At 61.3% G+C, this 24805-nt stretch carries 23 protein-coding genes, 1 pseudogene and 1 riboswitch; of the genes and pseudogenes, 5 read left to right on the top strand and 19 right to left on the bottom strand.

Features of this window, described 5'->3' with window-relative positions:
- Nucleotides 1-30 precede the first annotated feature (30 nt).
- The 6 genes from KI810_RS03960 to yihA all read right to left on the bottom strand — a co-directional run bounded on the left by KI810_RS03960 (nucleotide 31) and on the right by yihA (nucleotide 5978).
- Nucleotides 31-1452: a cobyrinic acid a,c-diamide synthase CobB gene (locus KI810_RS03960; protein ID WP_214174157.1), complete on the bottom strand. Its 1422-nt coding sequence runs from the start codon at nucleotides 1450-1452 to the stop codon at nucleotides 31-33.
- Between the two features lie 150 nt (nucleotides 1453-1602).
- On the bottom strand, nucleotides 1603-2205 hold the full coding sequence (gene cobC / locus KI810_RS03955) for an alpha-ribazole phosphatase (protein WP_214174156.1): 603 nt from the start codon (nucleotides 2203-2205) through the stop codon (nucleotides 1603-1605).
- A gap of 169 nt (nucleotides 2206-2374) precedes the next feature.
- Nucleotides 2375-3118 carry an adenosylcobinamide-GDP ribazoletransferase gene (cobS, locus tag KI810_RS03950; protein ID WP_214174155.1) on the bottom strand — a complete coding sequence of 248 codons (744 nt, stop codon included), beginning with the start codon at nucleotides 3116-3118 and terminating at the stop codon, nucleotides 2375-2377.
- A 29-nt stretch (nucleotides 3119-3147) separates the two neighbouring features.
- On the bottom strand, nucleotides 3148-4209 hold the full coding sequence (cobT, locus tag KI810_RS03945; protein ID WP_214174154.1) for a nicotinate-nucleotide--dimethylbenzimidazole phosphoribosyltransferase: 1062 nt from the start codon (nucleotides 4207-4209) through the stop codon (nucleotides 3148-3150).
- Nucleotides 4210-4397: 188 nt separating this feature from the next.
- Nucleotides 4398-4919 carry a bifunctional adenosylcobinamide kinase/adenosylcobinamide-phosphate guanylyltransferase gene (gene cobU, locus KI810_RS03940; RefSeq protein ID WP_214174153.1) on the bottom strand — a complete coding sequence of 174 codons (522 nt, stop codon included), beginning with the start codon at nucleotides 4917-4919 and terminating at the stop codon, nucleotides 4398-4400.
- Nucleotides 4920-4998: 79 nt separating this feature from the next.
- Nucleotides 4999-5179, bottom strand: a riboswitch (cobalamin riboswitch).
- A gap of 202 nt (nucleotides 5180-5381) precedes the next feature.
- Nucleotides 5382-5978: a ribosome biogenesis GTP-binding protein YihA/YsxC gene (yihA, locus tag KI810_RS03935; protein ID WP_214174152.1), complete on the bottom strand. Its 597-nt coding sequence runs from the start codon at nucleotides 5976-5978 to the stop codon at nucleotides 5382-5384.
- A gap of 417 nt (nucleotides 5979-6395) precedes the next feature.
- Here yihA and KI810_RS03930 point away from each other — a divergent pair, with 417 nt between their 5' ends.
- A complete protein-coding gene (locus KI810_RS03930) occupies nucleotides 6396-8099 on the top strand; it encodes a methyl-accepting chemotaxis protein (protein WP_214174151.1) in 1704 nt (567 codons plus the stop codon).
- Here KI810_RS03930 and KI810_RS03925 read toward each other — a convergent pair.
- The 9 genes from KI810_RS03925 to KI810_RS03885 form a co-directional block, all read right to left on the bottom strand.
- Complete coding sequence (locus KI810_RS03925) at nucleotides 8074-8346, bottom strand: ArsR/SmtB family transcription factor (protein WP_214174150.1); 273 nt, start codon at nucleotides 8344-8346, stop codon at nucleotides 8074-8076. The genes KI810_RS03930 and KI810_RS03925 overlap by 26 nt on opposite strands.
- A gap of 221 nt (nucleotides 8347-8567) precedes the next feature.
- Nucleotides 8568-8945 (bottom strand): rhodanese-like domain-containing protein, encoded by a 378-nt coding sequence (locus tag KI810_RS03920; RefSeq protein WP_214174149.1) that lies wholly within the window; start codon nucleotides 8943-8945, stop codon nucleotides 8568-8570.
- A gap of 69 nt (nucleotides 8946-9014) precedes the next feature.
- Nucleotides 9015-9845: an MBL fold metallo-hydrolase gene (locus KI810_RS03915; protein WP_214174148.1), complete on the bottom strand. Its 831-nt coding sequence runs from the start codon at nucleotides 9843-9845 to the stop codon at nucleotides 9015-9017.
- Between the two features lie 81 nt (nucleotides 9846-9926).
- On the bottom strand, nucleotides 9927-10139 hold the full coding sequence (locus KI810_RS03910) for a YgaP family membrane protein (protein WP_214174147.1): 213 nt from the start codon (nucleotides 10137-10139) through the stop codon (nucleotides 9927-9929).
- 49 nt (nucleotides 10140-10188) lie between these two features.
- Complete coding sequence (locus tag KI810_RS03905; protein WP_214174146.1) at nucleotides 10189-10587, bottom strand: DUF302 domain-containing protein; 399 nt, start codon at nucleotides 10585-10587, stop codon at nucleotides 10189-10191.
- 95 nt (nucleotides 10588-10682) lie between these two features.
- Nucleotides 10683-11105, bottom strand: a complete 423-nt coding sequence (locus tag KI810_RS03900) for a C-GCAxxG-C-C family protein (protein ID WP_214174145.1) — start codon at nucleotides 11103-11105, stop codon at nucleotides 10683-10685.
- A 94-nt stretch (nucleotides 11106-11199) separates the two neighbouring features.
- A complete protein-coding gene (locus KI810_RS03895) occupies nucleotides 11200-14439 on the bottom strand; it encodes an efflux RND transporter permease subunit (RefSeq protein ID WP_214174144.1) in 3240 nt (1079 codons plus the stop codon).
- Between the two features lie 180 nt (nucleotides 14440-14619).
- Nucleotides 14620-15735, bottom strand: coding sequence for an efflux RND transporter periplasmic adaptor subunit (locus KI810_RS03890; protein WP_214174143.1), 1116 nt, complete (start codon nucleotides 15733-15735; stop codon nucleotides 14620-14622).
- Entirely contained in the window at nucleotides 15732-17078 is a 1347-nt protein-coding gene (locus tag KI810_RS03885) for a TolC family protein (protein ID WP_214174142.1), read from the bottom strand. Before KI810_RS03885 ends, KI810_RS03890 begins: the two co-directional genes overlap by 4 nt.
- Before the next feature lie 205 nt (nucleotides 17079-17283).
- On the opposite strand from KI810_RS03885, the gene KI810_RS03880 reads away from it, so the two are divergent.
- Entirely contained in the window at nucleotides 17284-17769 is a 486-nt protein-coding gene (locus KI810_RS03880; RefSeq protein WP_214174141.1) for a DUF2062 domain-containing protein, read from the top strand.
- A gap of 89 nt (nucleotides 17770-17858) precedes the next feature.
- Here KI810_RS03880 and KI810_RS03875 read toward each other — a convergent pair whose 3' ends face one another.
- Both KI810_RS03875 and KI810_RS03870 read right to left on the bottom strand, forming a co-directional pair.
- Entirely contained in the window at nucleotides 17859-18860 is a 1002-nt protein-coding gene (locus KI810_RS03875; RefSeq protein ID WP_214174140.1) for an inorganic phosphate transporter, read from the bottom strand.
- Nucleotides 18853-19470, bottom strand: a complete 618-nt coding sequence (locus KI810_RS03870; protein WP_214174139.1) for a DUF47 domain-containing protein — start codon at nucleotides 19468-19470, stop codon at nucleotides 18853-18855. Before KI810_RS03870 ends, KI810_RS03875 begins: the two co-directional genes overlap by 8 nt.
- A 193-nt stretch (nucleotides 19471-19663) precedes the next feature.
- On the opposite strand from KI810_RS03870, the gene uppP reads away from it, so the two are divergent.
- Nucleotides 19664-20479, top strand: coding sequence for an undecaprenyl-diphosphatase UppP (uppP, locus tag KI810_RS03865; RefSeq protein WP_214174138.1), 816 nt, complete (start codon nucleotides 19664-19666; stop codon nucleotides 20477-20479).
- 159 nt (nucleotides 20480-20638) lie between these two features.
- Nucleotides 20639-21329 (top strand): annotated as a pseudogene (gene radC, locus KI810_RS03860) (RadC family protein).
- An 8-nt stretch (nucleotides 21330-21337) separates the two neighbouring features.
- Here the strand turns inward: radC and KI810_RS03855 are convergent.
- Complete coding sequence (locus KI810_RS03855; protein ID WP_214174137.1) at nucleotides 21338-23281, bottom strand: GspE/PulE family protein; 1944 nt, start codon at nucleotides 23279-23281, stop codon at nucleotides 21338-21340.
- 48 nt (nucleotides 23282-23329) lie between these two features.
- Nucleotides 23330-24214, bottom strand: a complete 885-nt coding sequence (locus KI810_RS03850) for a complex I NDUFA9 subunit family protein (RefSeq protein ID WP_214174136.1) — start codon at nucleotides 24212-24214, stop codon at nucleotides 23330-23332.
- A 120-nt stretch (nucleotides 24215-24334) separates the two neighbouring features.
- Between KI810_RS03850 and KI810_RS03845 the strand changes: the two genes are divergently transcribed.
- A complete protein-coding gene (locus KI810_RS03845; RefSeq protein ID WP_214174135.1) occupies nucleotides 24335-24772 on the top strand; it encodes a hypothetical protein in 438 nt (145 codons plus the stop codon).
- The last annotated feature ends 33 nt before the right edge of the window (nucleotides 24773-24805 follow it).

Genomic DNA, 24805 nt, shown 5'->3' with positions numbered 1-24805 from the left:
CCTCTGCGTTAATCTGCGTCCCATCCGTCTTTACATGCTTTTGAATTTCCGGCAACTCTCCACGAATGCCGCCGCCATCTCCGGACAACTGCCGAAGTGGAGATGGATGTAGGAGGCGAGGCAGCTCCTGAAGCGGTATCCCTCCGGCTCCAGCTCGACCCCCTGCCTCCGTACCCGGTAGAGCCGTTCGGCCACCGCCGGAATCTCCTCCATCTCCGAGTAGTGGAATTCGTGGCCGCGGGCGATGGTCCCCGTGGGGCCGATGATGGAGTCGGCGACCGTCTCGATCTCCCGGTAGCCGAGGGCCTTGCGGCGCGGCAACATGCGGGTGGTGACGGGAAAGACCCCGACAAAATCTACCACCCCCGCCCTGCCGGGCACCCCCTCCTGATTCAGGAGGGGGATGGGGGGTGGTGAGTCCTCCACCCCCCGGGTCAGGTAGATGAACCCGCCGCACTCGGCATAGAGCGGCATGCCGGCGGCAATGGCATCGAGGATGGCCCCTTTCATGGCGCCGTTATCGGCCAGGGCATCGGCAAAGACCTCCGGGTAGCCGCCGGGGAGGTAGATCCCCCCGATATCAGAAGGAAGCGCCTCGTCCCGCAACGGCGAGAAGAATGCGATCTCCGCCCCCGCCCGCCGCAGGAGCCGTAGGTTGTCCTCGTAGACGAAGCAGAACGCCTCGTCCCGCGCCACGGCAATGCGCACCGACGAGCCCTGAGTCACCGCCAGCGCCGGCGTATCGAAGGGGAGCGGCCGGTCCGCGGGGGACGTCCCCATGGCCCAGATCAGCCCCAGGTCGATATGCTGCCGGGTGACCGCAGCCAGGTGGTCCAGGTACTCTGCCGGGAGCGGGTTTTCCTCCGCGGTCAGGAGCCCCAAGTGGCGGGACGGGATGGCAAGCCGGCTCTCCCGGGGAAGCCACCCCACCACCTTCGGGCCGTTCACGAGGGATTCCACGCTCTCCCGCAGGATACGGGCATGGTTCTCGCTCGCCACATTGTTGAAGATCACCCCGGCAACCCGCACCTGGGGATCGAATTCGGCAAACCCCTTGACCAGCGCCGCCATGCTCCGGGCCTGACCGCGGGCATCCACCACCAGGATGACCGGTGCGCCGGTCAGCTTGGCCACCTGGGCCGTGCTCCCCTCTTCCCGTACCCCTCCCACGCCGTCGAACAGCCCCATGACCCCCTCGATGACGGAGATGTCGGCGCCGGAGGCATGATGGAGGAACGTTTCCCGAACGAAGTCGGGAGGACACATCCAGCCGTCCAGGTTGATGGAGGGACGGCCGGTCACGAGCCGGTGGTAGCCCGGGTCGATGTAGTCGGGACCCACCTTGAACGGAGCGACCTTCAGCCCGCGCCGCTTGAGGCACTCCATGATGCCGAGGGTGACGGTGGTCTTGCCCGACCCGCTCATGGGGGCAGCGATGATGATGGATTTCATGGCATTTATTCCTCAGACATCAAACAACATACCCATGAAACGCGATTTTTTCGCAAGGTCAAGGCGCCAAGGAAGAGCGCGGAGGCGTAGCAGCGCTACGTCGCACAAGCGATGATGCAGGCAACGCCGAGATTGCGGAAAAGGCGCGTTTCATCCATTCAGCAGCTTCACGACTGTCTTGCCGTCCCCATAATAATCGATGATGTTGAGGCAGGCGTAGTTCTGCTCGATATTGAAGAGCGCCGACAGCGGCGCGCCGATGGCATTGAGGAGGATAACCCGGTTCACCCCGCCGTGACCCACCACGAGCACCTCCTCACCCCGGTGCCGCTCCACGATGCCGTCGATGACCGGCATGACCCGGCTCTCCAGGTCGAGCATGTTCTCCCCACCCGTCACCCGGTAGTTGACGATGTCGTCCAGGCGCGCCTGCCACTCCACCGGGTAGGTGGCCATCAGCTCCTGCCAGGTCATCCCTTCCCAGATGCCGATGTTCAGCTCCCGGAGGTTCGCCTCCCGCACCGGCTCAACGCCGAAATGACCGCCGAGTATGCCGGCCCCGATCGTACAGCGCGTCAGGTCGCTCGTATAGCAGGCGGAAATCCGCGCCCCGTCAAAGCGCCCCGTCAGTTCGTGGTACTGGGCCACCCCACGCTCGGTGAGCCCCACGTCGGCATGGCCGTTGTAGCGGGGAGTTCCCGCCCCCACCACCTCGCCGTGGCGGATAAGATAGATTCTCGTTTTCGGTGTCATTGGCATTCTCTTGTGTAACGGCATTCGAACGCGGAAAAAGCGGATAACATCTCTGATAAATGCGGATAAACCCCGGATTTCAGATTTCATCCTTACGTCGATTGCCGTAGTGGCTTAAATCCGCCGTTATCCTGTTTTTTTCGACTTTTCCGCGTTCCATTCGCCTTGTTCAGGTCAATTTTGTCAATGCCAGAATCGCCAGGAGTGCGGCAATCTCGTTCAGCTCGCTGGCGCAACCGATGATGTCCCCCGTGATCCCGCCGAGGCGCCGGTGGAACCAGGCCTTGAGCCCCCAGGTGAGGAGATAGAGGATGATGCAGCAGGATATCCCCGGCACCCCCAGGAGGAGAAACGCTGCAGAAAGGGTGACAATGTAGGCGACGGCGAACTGGACCGCCCCGGCGCCTCCGACGAATGCGGCGCCAAGACCGTCGGTTCGCGCCTTCAATGCGCCGACCGTCATCTGTACCTGGGCCATGCGAGCGACCATGGGAAAGAAGAGGAGTGCCGCCCGCTTCTGGTCCGGCAGAACATGAAGAAGTGCCTGGTACTTGAGAAGAAGTCCCAGCACCAGCCCCACCACCCCCACCGCCCCGGTACGGGAGTCCTTCATCACCGCCAGGAACCGCTCCTTCCCCCCCCGGGCCGCCAGGCCGTCGCACACATCCGCCAGTCCGTCCAGGTGGAGCGCCCCCGTAACCGCAGCCAGGGCGGTAACGAGGAGGAGGTCGGTCACCGGCCGGGGAAAGACGAACCCCAGCAGGTAGTCGAGCCCCACCAGAAAGAGGCCGATGGTCAGCCCCACCACCGGGAAGAGGGCCATGGAACGCCCCAGGTCCTCCTCTTCGCAGCGAACCGAAAAGGGGAGGGGGATGATGGTGAGAAACTGCAGTGCGATGAAATAAAGTCTCATAAATTCCCCAACCCCCTATCCCGAGCCCTTTACCTCACCGTATTCCCTTCAACACCTGCCTGCTCGAACGTTGCCATCTCCTTCAAGACTTTGACACCCGCCTCGATGAGTCCCATGGCCAGGGCCGCGCCGGTCCCTTCGCCAAGGCGGAAGTGGAGGTCGAGGATCGGTTCGGCGCCGACCCGCTCCAGCATGAAGCGATGGCCGATCTCCACCGACTCGTGGGCGGCGAAGATGTATCCCCGCACATGGGGGTTGAGTTCACAGGCGATGAGCGCCCCGGCGGTGGAGATGAAACCGTCCACCACCACCGGTATCCGGTTGGCGGCAGCGCCCAGAACGAGCCCGGCGATGCCGGCGATCTCCAGTCCCCCCACCTTGGCGAGCACGTCGAGGGGGTCCTTCGGATCGGGGCGGTTCACCGCCAGACCCCGCTCGATGACCTGGACCTTGTTTTCCAGCGCCCGGTCGCCGATCCCGGTCCCCCGGTGGGTCACCTCCTCCACCGTTTTTCCCGAAAAGGCGGCGATGATGGCCGACGACGGGGTGGTGTTGCCGATCCCCATCTCACCCGTGCCAAGCATGGCCACCCCCTCGCGCTTTGCCTCTCTCGCCAGCTCGATTCCCACCTCCAGGGCCGCCACCGTCTCTTCCCTGGTCATGGCCGGTCCCTTGACAAAATTCCGCGTCCCCCGGGCCACCTTGCGGTTCAGCAACCCCGGAGCCTGCCCGAAGTCATAATCTACCCCCACATCCACCACCCGGACTTCCACCCCCGCATGGCGGGCCAGGACGTTGACCCCCGCCCCCCCGTTGAGGAAGTTGAGGACCATCTGGGGGGTCACCTCCTTCGGAAAAGCCGACACCCCTTCCTCCACCACCCCATGGTCACCAGCAAAGGTGTAGATGACCTTCTTCGTCGTGTCCGGCTCCAGGGAGCCGCTGATGGCGGCAAAGCGGCGGGCGAACTCCTCCAGCCTCCCGAGGGAGCCGAGGGGCTTGGTCTTGTTGTCCAGTCGGCGCTGCGCCTCCTGGAGAAGGGCGGCGTCGACAGGCTTGATAACGGCCAGGGTTTCAGTCAGAAGGTTCATTACAGCTCCTTTGTTCAAAGATAACCGGAATAGTACACGGAAAAAGCGGAAAAAACCGGATAAAGGCGGATATGATCACATTGGGTCTGGTTATTGGCGTTAAATCCGCCTTTATCGGGAGGTTCCGCCTCTTCCGTGTTCCATTAAGGGTTTCGCCTTTACTCTGTGTCCTCTCTGGTAAAAAACGCTTATCCCTTGAGCTTCAGCGGCAGGCCGGAGAACATGACGTACACCTCGTCCGCCGCCGTCGCCAGCAGTTCGTTCGCCTCCCCTGCCAGGTCGCGGAAGGTGCGGGCCAGGCGGTTCTCCGGGACGATCCCCATCCCCACCTCGCTGGAGACGAGGATGACCGGGGTCTGGAGCGTCGGAAGGAGGTCGGCGAGGCTTCTCACCTCCTCCATCACCCGGGCCGGATCGTCGTGAGTGAGGAGGAGGTTGGTCAACCAGAGGGTTACACAGTCCACGAGCACTGCCCGGAAGTAGCAGTCGTGCCCCCTCAGCACCCCCGCCAGGTCCAGGGGCTCCTCCATGGTCTGCCACTCCGCACCGCGCCGGGCCTGGTGCCGGGCGATCCGCTCCGCCATCTCCCCGTCGCCGGCATGGCCAGTGGCCAGGTAGCCGAGGGGCTCTCCATAGGCCACAGCCAGGCTTTCCGCCAAGCGGCTCTTGCCGCTCCGGGCTCCGCCGGTAATGAAGGTCAATTTTGCCATAAAAAAACACCCCGCTTCCGCAAGGGAAAGGGGGTGTCAACAGGTACTGGTCTGCCCGGCCCCTCTCCTTCGGAGGTTACGTACTGGGTTCAGCCTGGCAGGTTTCCTGACTTACGGGTCACTTTACTAGCCGCGCCTTCCCGATAAAACTCAGTGGCGTCGTGCGGCGTTCATCACCGTTCACAGTTGCGGGACAGTGGGGGATTCGCACCCCCTTCCCTTTTAACTCTTTTCAGAGCACCAGATCGATACGCGACGCCACATTCGAGCGCTCACTGCGTTGGCTCGTCGCCGCCTTGTGATCATCTCAAATCTGACGCTGCATTTCTGCTTATTCGGTTGTAGGAAAATTTCTAGCAGAGTGGCCGGCCGAAGTCAAACACTATTTGGCTGACGCCTACTGTTTGGCTGACGCCTACTGCCGGCGGGCCGAGCCGCGCCGTCTTGCGCCGGAAGCGGGAATCACGCAGTTTCGGGCGCGGACAGCAGTCGTTCGATCGCCACCCAGATGGCGTCCTTACCCTCTTTGGAGAGGGCGGAGAAAAAGTGCAGCTCCTCCTTCTCCACCTCCAGGGTCCGGGCGATGAGCGCCGCCTGGCGGGCCCGTTCGTTCTTGGAGACCTTGTCGCACTTGGTCACGACCAGCAGAGGCGGCACACTGTAGGCACGGAGCCACTCCAGCATCTGCCGGTCCTCGGCGGTCGGCACCCGGCGGATGTCCAGAATCAGCACCACCACCCGCAGGTTCTCCCGGCTGGAGAGGTAGGTCTCCATCATCGGGCCCCACTGTTTCTTCACCGCCAGGGGAACCTTGGCAAAGCCGTATCCCGGCAGGTCCACGAGCATGAACGCGCCGTTGACCCCGAAAAAATTGATGAGCTGGGTCCGCCCCGGCGTGGAACTGGTCCGGACCAGGTTCTTCCGGTTCAGCAGCACATTGATGAGGGACGATTTCCCCACGTTGGAGCGACCGGCAAACGCGACCTCCGGCATCTCCCCCGGCGGATAGTGGGAAGGCCTGGTGGCGCTGGTTATGAATTCGGTGGTTTTGACGAGCACGGTTTTCCCCGATGGGATTTGATTGAGGCGGTAGTATAGACTGCGGGGAGGCGACTGGCAATGTGAATTTCGTGGCAGGGGCTGGGGGTAGGCCACGGCGTGACCTGCGCGACTGTGTCGCGCAAGAGTCTAAACCGTAGCATTGTCACGGGGAACCAGGTACATTTTCCCCCTGATCTGTGCCAAGGAGTTATGGTTGTTTCCTGCTGTAATCTTTTCAACAGAACGTGTCAAGGCAGATATGGACAAGGACCACAGACGAAAAGAGCCGGCAGCTTTCCGCTGCCGGCTCCCCCTCCGCCGTTCACGCACCCGACGTGTGCCAAGACCGATGAACACCCGCCAATTTCGTTGACACCCCCCGGAGACCGTGATAAATTCGCCACTTAGACGAACATCCTCGAACGGGAGCGTTCCATGGACCTGCGCAGATACCTGTCGTCCCTCCGGAGCACCTTTTACTTCATGCTCGGCTTCGGCCTTCTCATGGGGCTTGTCTTTCCCTTCTATTCCGCACTCTTCTTCGGCGCCCGCGCCTTCACCCCCCTCTATGTGATCGGCTGCCTCACTGCCGGCGTCCTGGTCGGCACCTTCTGCTACTACATCATCAAGCAGGTGATGAAAATCTACCTTGAGCGCCAGTGGCAAGCCCTGAGCCGGATATCCACCAGCGACTGCGCTGCCACGCTGACCGGAAACGGCGACGAACTGAACGCGCTCATGGGGTGTTACGACACGATGCTCGGCAAGGTCCTCTCCATGGCGGAGAACATCTCGCTCCTCATGGACCGGGTGACCCCCCTCCACAGCCACCTGAAGGAGAAATCCCTCACCATGGTGACGGGAAACGAGCAGCAGGCGGAAAAGGAGGCGGAAACCCTGCGGGCGGTGGAGGAGATGAACGCCTTCCTGAACGTCCTGATCCGGGAAATCGAGGAACTGGCGGTGCGGACCGACGAGCGGGCGTCGATCTCGACGGAGATGAGCGCCACCACCGACACCATCGCCGAGAATATCAAGGACTACTCCGCCGCGGTCCTGGAGACCTCGGCCTCCATCGAGGAGATGGCCCTCAGCATCCGCCAGTCCGCGGACAACATCGAGGCGCTTGCCATATCCACCGAGCAGACATCCAGCTCCATCAGCCAGATCGGGGCCGCCATCAGCAACGTCCGCGACAACGCCCAGCGGACCGCCGAGTGTTCCGAGGGAGTCCGCAAGCAGGCACAGGATGGCCTGCAGTCCATGACTTCCACCATGAAAGCCATGAATGCCATCGAAAAAAGCACCGAGGAATCCTACGAGGCTATCCACCGCCTGTCGGTGCATTCGGCCCGCATCGGCAGTTTCCTGGAAGTGATCCAGGACGTGGTGGAGCAGACCAACCTTCTCTCCCTCAACGCCTCCATCATCGCCGCCCAGGCGGGGGAACGGGGAAAGGCGTTCGCCGTGGTGGCCGAAGAGGTCCGTTCCCTGGCCCACCGTACCGCCCAATCGGCCAGGGAGATCGACGATCTGGTGAAGGACATTCAGAAGGAGACCGCCGCCGTGCAGCGATCGGTGGCCCAGGGAAAGGACCGGATCAAGGAGGGGGTGAAGATCTCGGCCATGACCAACGAGGCCCTGGTGAGGATCGAAACGGGGGCGGCGGAAGCATCGGACATGGTGCAGAGGATCGCCACCGCCACGGTGGAGCAGGCGTCCGGCAGCCGGCTCATCACCGAAGAGGCGGCAAAGAACCTGGAACGGGTCAAACAGGTGACGCGGGCCACCCAGGAGCAGGAGCGGGGGATCAGCATGATCGTCAAGGCGCTGGAGCAGATGCGGCTCCTCTCCCAGCGGATCACCACCTCCACCCAGGAGCAGGCGCGGGGAAACCGTCTCTACCTCAAGAGCGTGCTCGAGGACAACGAAAAGGTCAAGAAGCTCCGGGATACGAGCATCCAGCAGATCATGATGGGGGATGTGCTTCTGAACTACGTGCGTGAAGCAGGCCGGCTCATCGAATCAAACGCCGCCCTGGCAAAGCAGAACATGGAAGAGATCGAGGCGATCACCGACCTGAACACCAAACTCCAGAAGGAGCTGAACCCCTTCAAATCGCAAGCCGGAGAACCCTGACCAGCTCCGTCAGCATCTCACCCCGCAGGGCGTAACGGACCCGCGTACCATCCCGCCGCGCCTCCAGGATGCCGTGCTCCTTCATCACCTTGAGATGCTGCGACACCACCGCCTGGGGTATCTCCAGGCACTCCCAGATATCCTTCACGCAGGCCCCTTCCCGGGCCAGTCCTGCCACGATCCTGAGCCGCACCGGATGCCCGAGCACCCTGAGCAGCGATGCCTTTTCCTGAAAACCGTTGTTCATAAATCCATTCCTTCTTTTCCCGAATCAGTGAGGGGTGAATGCCCCGTGGAGCGAATGTGCCCGAGAACCAGCCGCTGTAGGCGAATGGAGCAAAGTCGGTCGATCCTGTTCGAGCCCGTCAGGGTGAGTTGATCGGCCGACGCGAAATGAGCCGTACAGCCGGCGGGGCGAGCGGACTCTGAGCGCAACGGGGCACTCATCACTCACAAAACTCACGTTTGCTAACGTGAGATGGGGTAACCGTTGCGATACCATCCCACAATCCCGTCCTGCATGTTGTACACCTCCCCGTACCCCTTCCCCGCCAGATAACCGGCCACCATTCCGGAACGGGAACCGACCGCGCAGTAGACCAGCACCGGCCTGTTCTTCGGGATCTCACCCAGCCGCCGCTCGATCTCGTTGACCGGAATCAGCACCGATCCCGCCAGACGTGCCTGGCGGTACTCGTCCGGCGTCCGGACATCCAGCAGATAGACCGACTTTTTCTTTGCCAGCAGCCCTTTGGCTTCACCGGACGCGATGTTTTTGTATCCCGCGGCAACAGCCGATGCCGCCAGGACCGTTACGATTGCAGTAACAGCAAGAACCGTCTTCATCGATGGAGAACCTCTCTCATTATTATTTCACCGACCAGACCAAACCTCGGCAGTTTGATTGTGCCGGTATTATACTTCCAGCGTGTAGCCGACCTGTGCCGGGTGGAACTCCGCCGGAAACTCCCGGGCCAGCCGTGCCGCCGCGTTGAAACCGGTACAGTGGCTGACGCAGAGCTTCAGCATGCCATAGCCGCGCAGGGCCTTTATAGTTTCTTCCAGCTGTTCCGGCGAGGAAAAGCCGAGATGGGTCCCGCCCACCACGGCATGAACGTCCGCCACCCCGGTCCGTTCCCGGGAAAGCCGGACGGTATTGACGAGCCCGGCATGGCAGCAGCCGAGCAGCAGGACGAGCCCCTTGCCGGTGGTGATTACCAGGGACTGGTCGTCCGGCAGGGTATCGGCATGGCACCCCTTTTCGTCGCAGTAGAGGCCGCTGTCTCCCTTCTCGAACGGGGTCAGGCGTGGCACCTCCCCGGTGAGAAAAAGCCCCGGCCCTATCTCCCGGAAGGAGGAGGAAAGATCGAAGGTCGCACCGAACTTGAGCAGTTCTGCCTCCCCGAAGGGGATGCCGATGGGGACACTCTCCCCCGTATCCTTCACCCGGTAGCGGCTCGCGAAGACACCGGGGTGGGCCAGCACCTCCTTCGATCCGCAGGTCTGCAGCAGGGGCTTCAGACCACCGGTATGATCGTAGTGCCCATGGGAAAGCACCACCCGGTCCGTCCTACAGAGGTTCTTCCCCATCCGCCGGGCGTTGTGGATCAAAGTCTCCCCCTGGCCGGTATCGAACAGGAGTGCCCCTCCAGCGTACTCCACGAAGGCGGCAAACCCGTGCTCGCCAAGGGTGCCGGTCATGGGACCGACGCTGTTGTCGCACAGAACGGTAATCCGGTAGCTCATGGTCCCCTCCCGCTGGCATGCAACTCACATCTTGAAAACTCAAAGTTTCCCTCCCATCAAGGGAGGGGGAATATCTCCCTCTCACTTCCCGCAGCACTCCTTGGGAAACCTGGGCACCCCCGCCTTCTCCAGGATGGTAATCATGGGGCACCAGTTGGTGAATCCGGACTGGAACAGGTTGAGCCCCACGAAACCGGTGAACCAGAGCCAGTTGATGTTGTGAAAGTGGGCCAGCAGCAGCGACAGGACGATGAAGCTGCCGGCGATGATTCTGAGCAGTCGATCGATATACATGCAATTCTCCTCTTTGTGTAATGGGGGGAATTTCCCCCAAGGTGTTTGATCAGAGCGCCGCGAGCACCCGTTCCATCTTTTCCCTGACAATTCCGGCCAGGTCGGTCAGTTCAGGGTTACCGATCACGCCGAGGGCCGCCACCGGGTCCATAACCATCACCACCGTCTGTCCGTCGTCGCCGGCATAGACCACCACGTTGCAGGGGAGCAGCGTCCCGATAGCGAGTTCCCGGCCGAATGCCTCCCAGGCAAGGGCCGGATTGCAGGCGCCAAGGATGATGTAGTTCCGGAATTCCCGACCGAGCTTCTCCCGGAACTTCTCCTTCACGTCGATCTCGGTCAGGACGCCGAATCCTTCCTTCAGAAGCTCTTCCCGCACCTTCCGTTCCACCTCGGCATAGGGGAGTGAAACGGTCTTGCCGAATGCATACGCCGTCGTAAGTTCCATTGCTGGCCTCCTTCGCGAGAGTACCTTACCTGGATTCCTGAACGTTTCTCGGGTGCGAGATTTCGGCGAGATGGTCGGAAGATCGCGCCCAGCCTCTACGAAAGCAACTCCGCGACCTTGCCCGCCACGGCCCCCGTCAACTCGGCACAGATCCCCTTATGGTTGGCGCGGACGGTCCTGCAGCAGACAGCGCCGTACTGGCTCTTGAACCAGTGGTGAAGCTCCTGGGTAAGCTTGTTGACCCGCTTCTGGTCGTGGGGAATGACCAGCCCGAAGGCCATGGTCCCGCCAACCACGGCACCGCAGAGACAGCCGGTACCCGAGCCACCACCGAAACCGATCGCCACCTCTATAACCGAGTCGGGGACCTCCGGCCTGAAGTTGTTCTTCACCGCCAGGAGCACCGCCTCGGCACAGTGCATCTTTTTGGAGCGGTAGAACCCCTCCGCCTCCGTCGCCACTTTTTCCGCCAGGCCCATCCCTTCATTCCCAACCGGTTTACTTTTCTGCCAGAACATCCAGCCTCCCCTGATTTTGCTTCCCGTCAAAACCCCATCATGCACGGCAACTCGGCGTTGTTGATCTGTTTCGGAGCGCCCCCTCGCCCCATCTCTAGGGGGTCAATGACTTATCTTTCTCCTTCACCACCCTCTGATGCCGCTCTTTCCATGACTGTACCATGAAATACAAAACCGGAATAGTGATCCGGGAAAGAGCCGTGGAGGCTATCTCACCGCACATCATGGCAAGCGCCAACCCCTGGAAAATGGGGTCGAAGACGATGACGAAACTCCCCACAACCACGGCAGCGGCCGTCAGCAGCATGGGACGGAAGCGGACGGCCCCCGCCTCGATGATCGCCTCGTCCAGCGCCATCCCCTCCCGCCGTTTCATCTCGGCAAAGTCGATGAGGATGATGGAGTTCCGGACGATGATCCCCGCCAGGGCGATGAAGCCGATCATGCTCGTCGCCGTGAAGAACGCCCCCATGACGGCATGACCCGGCAGAATGCCGATGAGGGTGAGGGGGATGGGGGCCATGATCACCAGTGGGGTGGTGAAGTCCTTGAACCAGGCCACCACCAGGATGTAGATGAGAACCATGACCGCCCCGAAGGCGAGCCCCAGGTCGCGGAACACCTCGTAGGTTATGTGCCATTCGCCGTCCCACTTGAGCCCCGGCTTCTCCTCGCTCCAGGGCTGGCGGGAAGCCAGCTGCTCGATCCGGTACCCCCCCGGCAGGGGGATATTCTCGATCTCCTTCTGCATCTTCAGGATGGCATAGACCGGCGCCTCGATCACCCCCGCCACGTCGCCGGTGACGTAGACCACGCTTTTCAGGTTCTTCCGATAGAGGGACTTCTCTTCGTTGCCGCTCGTTACCCGTACCAGTTCGGAGAGGGGAACATTACCCCGTGCTCCCGGTACGTAGATGGAGGAGAGGCTCGTCACGGAGCTCCGGTCCGCCACGGGGAGACGCAGGTTGATGGCGACCGGCTCCTTTTCGTGGGGGACATGGAGAAGCCCCGCATCCTCACCGTCCAGGGCGATGCGGAGGGTTTTCACTACCTCGGCGGTGTCGATGCCGGCAAGGGCCGCCTTCTCCTTGTCCACGGCAAAGGTATATTTGGTCTGGTCATCCTCCCGGTACCAGTCCACGTCGACCACGCCGGGAGTCTTGCTGAAGATTTCCTTGACCTGCCGGGCGATATCCGACCGGGTGGCGTCATCGGGGCCGTAGACCTCGGCAACCAGCGTGGAAAGAACTGGTGGTCCGGGGGGGATCTCCGCCACCTTGATCCGCGCCCCGTATCTGTCGGCAATGGCCTTCAGCTGGGGCCGTATCCGGCGGGCGATGTCGTGGGACTGCTCCTTCCGCTCTTCCTTGTGGAGCAGGTTGACCTGGATGTCCGCCACATTGGGCCCCCTGCGCAGGTAATAATGCCGCACCAGGCCATTGAAGTTGAAGGGGGCGCTTGTCCCCGCATACGTCTGGAAATCGGTCACCTCCGGCACCTTGCGCAGGGCGTCCCCCAGCTCCGCCGTCAGCCGCGCCGTCTCCTCCAGGGTGCTGCCGTCGGGGGTATCGATGATCACCTGCAGCTCGTTCTTGTTGTCAAAGGGGAGCATCTTGACCGTCACGAGCTTGAAATATATGAGGGAGCAGGAGAGGAGGAGAAGCACCACCACCCCGGCCAGGAAACCGTTCCGGACCGGTTTCCGGTGGAGGAGCGCCCCCATGACCCGGCGGTAGAACGCCGTAAGCCTGGACTCCTCCGGCTCGGCGGTGGAATCAAAATGGGACTCACCCTTCATGAAGCGATAGGCATAATAGGGGGTCACGATGAAGGCAATCAGGAGCGAAAAGAGCATGGCCATGCTCGCGCCCACCGGAATCGGCCGCATGTAGGGCCCCATCAGCCCCCCCACGAATCCCATGGGGAGGATGGAGGCGATAACCGCGAAGGTGGCGAGCACCGTCGGATTGCCGATCTCGTCAACCGCCCGGACGGCTGCTTCCAAGGGTTTCAGGCGGGTGGTGGTGAAGTAGCGGTGGATGTTCTCCACCACCACGATGGCATCGTCAACCAGGATGCCGATGGAAAAGATCAGGGCAAAGAGGGTGATACGGTTGAGCGTGTAGCCGATGAGATAGAAGATCAGCATGGTCAGGGCCAGGGTGACCGGAATGGCGATGGCCGCCACGGCCCCGGCGCGCCACCCCATGAAGACCGCAATGAGGATGGTGACCGAAATGGCCGCCAGGAACATGTGAAAGAGGAGTTCGTTGTTCTTGTCCCGTGCCGTCTCGCCGTAGTTGCGGGTAACCGTTACCTGCACGTCGGAAGGAATGACTTTCCCCTTCAGGTTCTCCACCCGCTTGACCAGGTCCTCCGCAACCCAGGTGGCGTTGGCCCCCTTTCGTTTGGCGACGGAGACGGTTACGGCGGGGTAATCGGTTTTTTTGTTATAGGTCCCATGGGACCCATAGGTCCTATCGGCTGCACCTAGACCAAAGAAGACGTAGTTCTTCGGCTCCTCCGGGCCGTCCTCCACGGTGGCCACATCGGCCAGATAGACCGGCTTGCCGGCGGCAACACCCACCACCAGCCGCCGGACCCCATCCACATCACCAAGAAGCTCACCGGTCTCCACCAGGTACTGCCGGTTGCCGGTGGCCATGCTGCCGGTCTGGAGCGCCGCATTGCCTTTCTGAAGCGCCGACATCACCTGCAAGGGGGAGAGCTGCCGGGCCGCCAACCGGCCCGCATCGAGCTGGACCCGCACCTGTCGCGGAAGCCCCCCTTTGATATCCGTTTCGGCGACTTCCGGGCTCTTCTTGAGATCGTCGCACACCTCTCGGGCGATGCGACGGAGCATATGGTGGTCGTACCGCTCGGACCAGAGCGTGAGCGTCAGGATCGGCACGTCGTCGATGGACTTGGGGGCCACCAACGGCTCGCCCGCCCCGGGAGGAAGGAGCTTGCGGCTGCTCATGATCTGGTTGTAGACCTTGACGAGCGACTCTTCCGTATTCTGCCCGACCAGGAAACGGACCGTGACGACACCGAGGCCGGGACGACTCATGGAATAGACGTACTCGACCCCCTTGATCTCCCACATCTTGCATTCGAACGGCTTGACGACCCGTTCTTCCACCTCTTTCGGAGACGCGCCGGGAAGGGGGAAGTAGATGTCGATCATCGGCACCTTGATCTGGGGCTCTTCCTCACGGGGGGTCACCTTGACCGCAAAGACGCCGAGAAGCAGCGATGCCGCAACGATGAGGGGGGTCAGCTTGGAATTAATGAAGGCGCGGGCAATCCGGCCGGCAAACCCGAGGTTTTGCATGTAAATCATCTCCCAAATCAGTCAAAATCTGCCACAGAGAAAAACATAAAAGCTTCCCCCACCCACCCCTCCCCCGCTGGGGGAGGGCAAAGTGTTCTCCCCCCGGAGGGGGGAGGCAGGAGGGGGGAACGCTTTTGCTCTTGATCTCCTCACATCTCAGTTATCTCTGTAGATGGTTTTCTATTCCACCCGCGCTCCGTCGACGACCTTCTCCATACCGCCGGTGACAATGGCCTCCCCGGCGGTAAGACCGGAAAGCACTTCCACCTTCTCGCCATAGGTCTTGCCGGTCCTGATCAGCCGCATCCGGACGGTTTTGTCCTTCTCCACCACCCAGAGCGACGTGAGGGCACCTCGCTCGACAACGGCGGTTTTCGGCACCAGGATTCCCTGATGGGAGCCCGTCGGGAATTCGACCCTGCCATAGGCTCCGGAACGGAGTCCCTTTGCCGGAACATCCACCTTGACCGTGAAGGTCCTGCTGGCGGGATCCGAAATCGGCACTACTTCGGCGACCTTTCCGGAGAGCGCTCCGGCAACACCGTCGATGGTGACGCTCACCTGCTGGCCGGTCCGCACCGTGCCGAGCAGCGATTCGGGCACAGCCGCTTCCAGCCGGTACCCCCCCTCTCCTTCCACCGTGAGAAGCGGGGTGCCGGGAAAAACCGTCATCCCCACATCCGCGGATTTGCCGGTGATGATGCCTGCGAGAGGAGAGGTAATGCGGGTGTAGCCTGCAACAGCACCGGCAGTCCGGGCGGCTTCACGTGCCTGGGCCAGCCGGGCTTCGGCCCGGGCCAGTCCCTGGGCAGCCACTTCCTTTTCGGTCTGGCGGCCATCGAACTCCTGGCGGGTAACCGCCTGCTCGACGAAGAGTTTGTGATAACGCTCGAAGGTCGCATCGGCCAGTTGCCTGCGGGCCCGGGCCTCCTCCACACCGTGCCGCGCCTCTTCCACGCCGGCCTGGGCACTGGCTGCTCCTGAGGTGCTCTCCGCCGCGTCCAGGGTCAGAAGAAGCTTCCCCTTCGCGACCCGGTCCCCCTCCTTCACCAGCACCGAGCTGACCGTGCCGGGAATACGGGCGGCAAGGGCAAAGGCGTTCTTCGCCCGGACCGTGCCGACGGCTTCCTGCCGGTCGGCGATCGTTTCCTCCGCCACTGCCTGGACGGCCACCCCCGGTATGACCCGGGGAGCGGTTTTCCCTGCCTCATCTTTGCCCTTGTCGCCGCAGCCGGCAATTCCCAGCACGGCAACCGTCATCAGCGAAACGGCTATCAGCGCCGCAGTTCCTTTCATTGCGCAACCTCCTTGAGGAATATTCCCGCTGCATGGTAGAGCCGGGCCGTTGCCAGGGCGTACCCGCTCTCCGTATCCACCAGCTGCACCCTCGTCCGGTTCAGGGCTGTCTGGGCATCGAGCAGCTCCACCGATGTGGCGAGGGCGTTTTCGTAGCGGCGGCTGACCAGGCGTACGGCCTCCTCTGCATCGAGAACGGTATGGCGGGCGACTTCAAGCCGTTTACCCGTCTCCTCCCGGCGCAGATAGGCTTCCTGCACCTGAAGGGCGACTTCCTTGCGGTAGCTTTCCAGGTATTCGGCTGTTGCACTTTGCTGCAACCGGGCACGGCCGACCTCGTTGTACCTCCGCATGCCATCGAACAGGTCCCAGCGAAGATTGGCTGCCAGCACCCACGAATCGTTGTCCCGCCCAAAGGGGACATCATGGTCGTTCACCTGGTAAGTGGCACTCCCGTAAACCGTGGGAAGATAGGCGCTCCGGGCCATCGCCACCGCTGCGTCCGCCTTTTCCGTCCCCTGTTCCCGTTCCTTCAGGTCCGGTCGGGTCGCGAGCGCCTCCTGGACCAACTCCTGACTGGTGTATTTCAGCACAGGTGCATCTAGGTTCTCGGTCGTATCGATGGTCTCTCCCGCTTCCATACCCACTACCTGGGCCAGCCGCAGTTTGCCGAGAAGGACATTATTGGCGGCCGTTATCTGCTGCTGTTCCATCTCCGACAGGAAGGTGCGGGTCCGCAGTTCGTCGGACTTCAGACCGACGCCGGCGGCGGTGCGGACTTGGGCCAGCCGCTGGTGTTCCCGGGCATCCCGGACGGCCTGGTCAGCAACGGCGAGGCCCGCCTTTGCCTTCTGAACCTCCAGATAGGCGCCATACACCAGAAACGCCACCTCCTGGCGGCGGCGCTCCAGGGCAAAAGAGCGGGATGCGTCTTCAGCACGGGCCATCTCCAGGGCGCGGCCGATGCGAAAGTCCAGAAGCGGCTGTTCCAGGGTTAAGGCGGTGCGGAAATCGCTATAACGTCCCGGATTGTTCAGGTTGCCGATCTCGAAGTCACTCTGGCCAAAGCGCCCCTCGTCCAGCTTCATCATGAAGGTACGGGTCGGTGAGTTGGAGACTGCGGCCGTTTCCTCAAGATAGACCCTGGGAAGATAGCCGCCACGACCGATGGCAACGCTTCGTTCTGCGGCTTTACGCTCGTAGAGAGCCGCCTTGAGGAGATGGTTCTTCTCCAGGGCCAGCCGAATCGAATCCCCCAGTCCAAGCCGGTCACTTTCTGCAAATGCCCCCAAGGGGAACATCACCATCAACCACGACAGCGTGAAAATCCTTTTCACCGTCATCCTCCACCGTGAAGCAACTTGATGAATATATGGTTTTTTATATATATTGCAAGCATTATATTGTCAAGTCAAATTATAGCTGAATTAATCCCGATGTGCAGCCATGCCATGAAAACTTCCTCACATTACTGACAGTCCGGGGGGAATTTGTTGACAAACCGGGTAGCGCCCCTTAGACTTGAGGCTCTTTCTCGGCGAGGTGGCAATGCTGGACAAGGCAAAATGGAAAAAGCGCTTCAAGGAGATCCTCTCCCTCGACAGCCATCCGGGTCACATCGCCGCCGGCTTCGCCGTTGGGGTCTTCATCAGCTTCACGCCGTTTTTCGCCTTCCACACCGCCATGGCCATCGCTGTTGCCTTTATCTTCCGCCTTAACAAGCTTACCTGCATAACCGGCGCCTGGGTCAACACCCCCTTTACTGTCTTTCCGGTGCTGGCAATCAGCTACAAGATCGGACGCACGATCCGGGGACTCCCCCCCCAGGAGCTGCACCTGAAGAGCCTTGAGTGGCAGGCAATGAAGGGGCACGCCGCATCCCTCCTTCTCGGCACGTCCATCTTCGGTTTTATCGCCGCCGTTATTGCCTACTTCTTCTGCTATTACCTGGTTGTCCGCTTCCGGCAGAAGGACGAAGCCCTGGCTGAATTGACGGATGAGATGGAAGAGACGGGAGAGGAGTTGGATGAGTAGGGAAAAACCTGCAGGGAGAAGCAAACAAAGAAGGGGCGGTCATCGACGACCGCCCCTTCTTTTATTCTCGTATCTTGCGGAGAGAACTGCTATTTGCCGAGGGTGGGGCTCATCACCATGTAGGTCATGTAGGCAACCAGGGCCGACGCGGGGATGGTGAGTATCCATGCCCAGAGAATGCGATAGGCGACGTTCCAGTTGACGGCGGTGATCCGTTTGGAGAGGCCGACCCCGAGGATGCTGGAGGTAATGACGTGGGTGGTGCTGGTCGGCATTCCGAGGGCGGATGCCCCGAGAATGACGCCGGCCGAGGCGGTCTCCACGCAGAAGCCATGCACCGGCTGAAGCTTGACGAAATCGTGTCCGACGGTCTTGATGATCCGCCAGCCGCCGGCTGCGGTGCCGAGCGCCATGGCTACCGCGCAGGCGATCTTCACCCAGGTCGGTACATCGAAACTCGGCAGCATGCCGTAGCTTACCAGGGCCATGGTGATGACCCCCATGGATTTCTGGGCATCGGCGGTGCCATGGGAAAAGGCCATGAATCCCGCAGAAACGATCTGCAGTTTTCTGAACCCCTTGTTGAGGCCATAGGGGGAACTGTTGCGGAATATCTGCATCATGAGCAGCATGAAGATGTAGCCGATGATCGTGCCGAGGATGGGGGAGATAACCAGCGCGAGGAGTATTTTCTGCAGTCCGGCCCAGTGGAGCGCCGCCGTACCTGCGTGGGCGATGACCGCCCCCATGATGCCGCCGATGATGGCGTGCGAGGAGGAAGAAGGGAGTCCGTAGTACCAGGTGATGAGGTCCCAGATGATCGCCCCCACCACACCGGCCAGCACCACCATCTGGGTGACGTTGTTCGCGTCGACGATCCCCTTGCCGATGGTGGCGGCCACCTTGGTGGAGATCATGGCCCCGGCGAAGTTCAACCCCGCAGCCATGATAATCGCCCATTTGACCGACAGCGCCCGGGTCGAGACGCAGGTGGCGATGGCGTTGGCGGTATCGTGAAAGCCGTTGATATAGTCGAAGAGTAGCGCCACGGCGATCACGAGGACCAGCATGACGAGGGTGATATCAAGCATTTTTTACCACCACGCTTTCCAGGATGTTGGCGGCGTCTTCGCACTTGTCGGTAGCCCGCTCCAGGGTTTCGTAGATCTCCTTCCATTTGATGAGCTGGATCGGGTCCTTCTCCTCGTCGAACAGCCTGCTGACCGCTTCGCGGCAGACCCGGTCCGCCTCGTTTTCCAGGGCGTTCACCTCGACGCAGCACTCGCTGATGTGCTCAAGCTTGCCACCCAGGAGGGAAACCCCCTTCTCCAGGGTCTGGCAGGACTTGAGAATGATGAACGCCAGTTCCTTGGCTTCCGGGGTCGGCTTTTCCACGTTGTACATGACGACCCGCTGGGCCGACGCGTCGATCAGGTCAAGGATATCGTCGAGGGCACCCGAAAGTGCATAGATATCCTCCCGATCGAGGGGGGTGACGAAACTCTTGTTCAGCTTCTGGATGATCTCGTGGGTTATGGAGTCACCCTTGTGCTCCACATCCTTGATCTTGCGCTGGCTCCCCTGGGGATCGGTGAAATTGTCGAGCATGTCCTTCAGCAACAGGGCACCTTCGTTAATATTGCGCGTCATATCCTTGAAGAGGACAAAGAATTTTTCTTCCTTGGGGATCAATCCGAACATTGCTGCCTCCAGACGGCCGGTGCGCTTACACGCGGAGCCGGTTGATTTTAGAAACCTGCCATTCATAGCATAATTTCACCGTTCGTACCACATTAATGTTACAGGACGACGGAAAAACAGACGGGAATTAACTTGATTTTGCCATCCGTATCAACTACTCTTCCTGCCCGATATACATGCGAGGAGATATTCCATGCACCCGCTTCATTCCGCCGTTCTCGGCGCACTCCAGGGCCTGACCGAAGTCCTCCCCATAAGCAGTTCCGGCCACCTGATCCTGATTCCCTGGCTACTCCACTGGCCCGAGTCGGGACTCACCTTCGACGTGGCCCTCCACCTGGGAACCCTCCTCGCCCTCTCCCTCTATTTCTGGCGGGATATCATCGAACTGGCCTTCAATTTCTTCCGGGGCATCTCCGGCGGCGGTTTCCATACCTCCTCCGACCGACTCCCCTTCTATATCATCGCCGGCACCATCCCGGCGGCAATTGCGGGCAAGACCCTTGAAGGCCCCATTGAAGAGCTGTTCCGCAGCAACCCTGCCCTCATCGCCACCTTCCTCATCGTCTTCGGCCTTGTTCTCGCCCTCAGCGACACCATCGGCGCCAAACGCTGGAAAATGGACGGGCTAACCCTGCGGGCCGCTCTCATCATCGGCCTTGCCCAGTGCCTTGCCCTCGTACCGGGAGTTTCCCGTTCCGGCATAACCATCACCGCTGCACTGTTCCTCGGTTTCAACCGGGAGGCAGCGGCCCGCTTTTCATTTCTCCTCTCCCTCCCCATCGTCGCCGGCGCCGGCATTCTCAAGGTCGGCCATCTGATCAGCCAGGGCATCCCCGCCGGTGATGTACAGCCGCTCGTCATCGGCATCGCCACGTCGGCCCTTTTCGGCTACGCAAGCATCGCCTTCCTCCTCCGTTTCGTCCAGAGCCATACCCTCTACCCCTTCGTCTGGTACCGACTGGTCGCCGGGAGCGGTGTCCTCGCCTATCTTGCATTCTTTCACTGACCCGGCACGATGTTCCCTCTCCCCCCGGGGGAGAGGGCCAAGGTGGGGGCTTCTTCCGCAAGAGAGGGCAATATTATTTCATAAAATTATTTTAATATGACTTTTTCCGTGCTAACCTGCCGTCGACTTTTGTAAACCAGGACGCAACGGAGGGAATGCATGGCAGGGGGGATCAAGGTCTGGCCCGAGGCCGAACGGCCCCGGGAAAAGCTTCTGAACAAGGGAGTGGACACCCTGACCGACGCGGAGCTTCTGGCGCTCATCCTCCCTCCGGACGGGGGATGCCGCAACCGGCCAGAGCGCCATCGACCTGGGACGACAGCTCTTGCTGGAATTCGGCGACCTGCGCACCCTGGCGGCCGCCGGTGTGGCGGAAATCTGCCGGGTCAAAGGGGCGGGCACGGCCAAGGCCGCATCCATCATTGCGGCCCTGGAACTGGCCAACCGCTGCCAGGGGCGGCGACTCGCCAACGGCGACCGGTTCACTTCGCCGGAGCAGGTCTACGAGCACTACAACTTCACCTACCGTGACCGGCGCAAGGAGTACTTCCTGGCACTGCTGCTGGACGGCAAGAACCGGGTGATCCGCGAGGTCCGTATATCCGAGGGATCGCTCAACCAGAGCATCGTCCATCCCCGGGAAGTATTCAATCCGGCGGTCCGGGAATCGGCCGCCGCCATCATCCTCGTCCACAACCACCCCACCGGCGACCCGGCACCGAGCCGGGAGGACCGGGAGATCACCCGCCGCCTCAAGGAGGCGGGGGACCTCATGGGGGTCAAGGTCCTCGATCACATCATCATCGGCGACGGCGCCTTCGTCAGCTTCACCAGTGAAGGGATGCTGTAACTTCAAAGTTACAGGGCATCCCAGCTGAACAGCTTTGCGGCCATGCGGTTGCGGCACTCCTCCACGTGTTCGTAGGGGACTACCCGCAGCAGTTCCTCCAGGGTCGTTTCCCCCGTTTTCACCCGGCGCAGCCCGTCTTCTATCAAGGTCATCCTCTGCCCCTGGTTGAATACCATCTCCCGCAGTGTCTGATTGTCGGGGCGCTTGTTGAACAGCAGCACTTCGCCGCCGGTCGGCACCCAGAGCTCGGCAATCGGCCGGCGGCCGGCAAAGCCGGTGAAATTGCACCGCACGCAGCCACTGCCGCGGGCAAAAGGGTGGCTCGTGGTCTCGGGAAAGCGGAACTCCCCGAGAATCTCCTTCGCCGGCGTATACCTCACCTTGCAGTGATCGCAGATGCGCCGCACCAGCCGCTGGGCCAGCACACAGCGAAGCGTCGAGGAAAGCAGGCTTGGCTCCACCCCCATGTCCATGAGCCGGGTGAACGCGCTCGTGGCGTCGTTGGTATGGAGGGTACTCATGACCGTATGACCGGTCAGCGCCGCGCGGATCGAGATGGACGCCGTTTCCAGGTCACGGATTTCTCCCACCATGATGTTGTCCGGGTCCTGGCGGAGGAAGGAACGGAGGAACCTGGCAAAGGTATTGCCGATCGCCTCGTTCACCTCCGACTGACAGACTCCGTCGATGGAATACTCGATGGGGTCCTCCACCGTCAGGGTTTTCACCTCGTTGCTGCTGATGCGGTTGAGGATGGCGTAGAGGGTGGACGACTTCCCCGAACCGGTCGGACCGGTGACAAGGAAGATGCCGGTCGGCTTCTCCAGGGTCCGGCAGAGGCTGTCCACGTGGGACGGCTGAAACCCGAGCGTGTCGAGGGAAATCGCCCCGCCCCGCTTGTCCAGTATACGGATTACCACGTTCTCCCCGAACTGGGTCGGCACGGTGGAAACCCGGAAATCGACGCTCCGCACCGCCCCGTCCCTGGTCACCTTCAGCTTGAAACTGCTGTCCTGGGGACGGCGCTTCTCGGCAATGTCCATGTCGCAGAGGATCTTGATCTTGGAGACGATCTGCTTTGCATTGTCGTTGATAACCACGGCATCCTGCCCCAGGTCCAGCGACTGGAGCACGCCGTCGATCCGGAACCGGACTTCCATCCCGTGCTCCCTGCTCTCCAGGTGGATATCACTTGCTGCCGTCTTGATGGCGACGGAGATTATCTTTTTGACCAGATAGTCCACGTCCGCGCTGATGAAGTCGTCCACATAGCGGGACTTGCCGCTCTCCCGCACTATGTCTTCCGACACCTCGAAATGGAGGTTCTCCTTCTCCGTCTGGGACGTGCGGGCGACGATGCGGTATATCCGATGCTGGGCGGTGGTGATGTCGCTCTCCCGGGCGATGGCCGGCTTGATCTCCATGTCGATGACCGCCGCCAGTTCGTGAAGCTCCGCGCTTCTGAGGGGAAAGGCCATGGCCAGGGTAACGACTTTCCCCACCTTGCCGATGGGGACTATCCGGTGCCGCTGGGCATAGTTGACATTGATGAGCCGCGCCAGTTCCGGGTCGAAGGAAAAAGTGTCGAGGGGGACGAAGGGAAGGTCATACTGGGCGGCAATGGCACGGGCCACCTTCTCCTCGTCGAGATAATGGAGCCTGACCAGGGCCTGCCCCAGGGGTATATGCTCTTTTTCCGCTATCTGCAGAGCATTGTTCAGCTTTGCCTCGTCCAGATGGTTCTGCTTGACCAGGATCTCTCCGAGCTTGAGGCGCTTCCGGTTGTAGTCGAGCACCATGTTGAGATCCACGGAGGAAAGAAAGCCGAGCTGGCAGAGGACCTGGCCGATGGGGACGCAGGGAAACTCCTGCTGTTTTTCCAGGGCCGCCATGAACTGGGCCTCCGAAACGAGTCCATTACGAATGAGCAATTCACCCAGTTTTTCCGGCATCTTCCACCTCCTGTTCCCTCAATGTCATCGCAGCACTATGAATGTGATTCACGGACGCAGGTATTTGCTGATCCCGGGAAGAAAATGCTCCGGTTCAAAGCGGAACGTGTCGCGCCATCGACCATCGCAGATATTCTCCTCCGTCAGCATGGCAATCTGGTCCATGGTGATGGGGAAGAACGAAAACCCCTGGAGCAGGGGGACCACCAGCCTCATGATCCCGAGGGGGTTGGGAAGCTTGGGGACAGAGGACTTGCCCAGCACCCGGCCGATGGTGTCGAGCATCTCGTTGTAGGTGAGGCGGTCCGGACCGCACAACTCGAAGGTCTGGCCGACGGTTTCCGGCATCTCCAGCGCCAGAGCGAAGCAGCGAGCCACGTCATCGGCAGCGATCGGCTGGAGCCGGTACCTGCCGTCGCCGATCACCGGTACAACCGGGTAGCTCCGGATATAGCCGGCCAGCAGGTTTATGAAGGCATCCCGGGGACCGAAGACGATGGAGGGACGGAAGATGGTATGGTCGAGGCCGGAGGCACGGACCAGTTCCTCCGCCTGGAACTTGCTCTTGTGGTAATTGGAGATGGCATCGGGACGGGTGCCGAGGGCCGACATCTGCAGGTAGCGCTGCACCCCCGCCTGCCGGGCAGCATCCAGCATGGTGCGGGTCGCCCCCACGTGAAGGCCGGCGAAGGTAATCCCCCGCCCCGGGAACTCCCGGATGATCCCGATGAGGTTGATGACCGCATCACAGCCGGCCACCTGGCCGACAAAGCTCTCCGGTCGGGTCACATCCCCTTCGACGAACTCGACACCATGCTCCGGTTTTGCCTCGCGCCTGTGCACGAGAAGACGGAGCTGGTGGCCCCTGGAGAGGAGTTCCCGGCGCAGATGCCCGCCGATGAAGCCGCTCCCGCCGGTGAGAAATATCTTCATGGCTTCCCCCCTACCCGTTCTCATGAGATATGGAAAGAGTGTAGCGCATAATTGAACGTTTGCCACCCCGGGCCGGCTCGGTTATAATCGGCCCGTCGCTCTACTCCGGAGGTAACAACCATGCGTGTACCCCTCATCACCTGCCTGCTGTCACTACTCTTCTTCTCCCCTGCTGCGGGAGAAGGGGGAATCGGCCTGCCCGATGCAAGCGAGGAGGCAATCGCCCTGGACTGCCGCGTGACCGCGGAACTTGCCGTCGAGCTCTTGAAGATCAAGGCGAAGAGTTCACCGGAAAACATGGTGGAATCCGCGGAAAAACTTCTCGCTTCCCGCGGATACAAGGGTTCGTTGGGCGATGCCGGTTTCATTGCCCGATTCTATACCGGCATGGCGCTCCAGTCGGGACCGGAGGTAGACAAGATCATGGCCGGGCTTCCTCCGGAGGACCTTGCCCTGATGGTGGACGACCATGAGATACTCTGCCTGAAGGGGGTGTATGGCAGCGGCGATGGTGGCAGCGGCCAGGGACATGGCGGAATGGGCGGCATGCCCCATTGACGGCGGGAAACCCAGACTATGACCGCCACTCCA

The organism is Geomobilimonas luticola (assembly GCF_018476905.1).
In the GTDB taxonomy this organism is placed as follows: Bacteria; Desulfobacterota; Desulfuromonadia; order Geobacterales; family Geobacteraceae; genus Geomobilimonas; species Geomobilimonas luticola.
The sequence above is the reverse complement of the archived record's forward strand: the minus strand, read 5'-3'. Positions and strand labels throughout refer to the sequence as shown.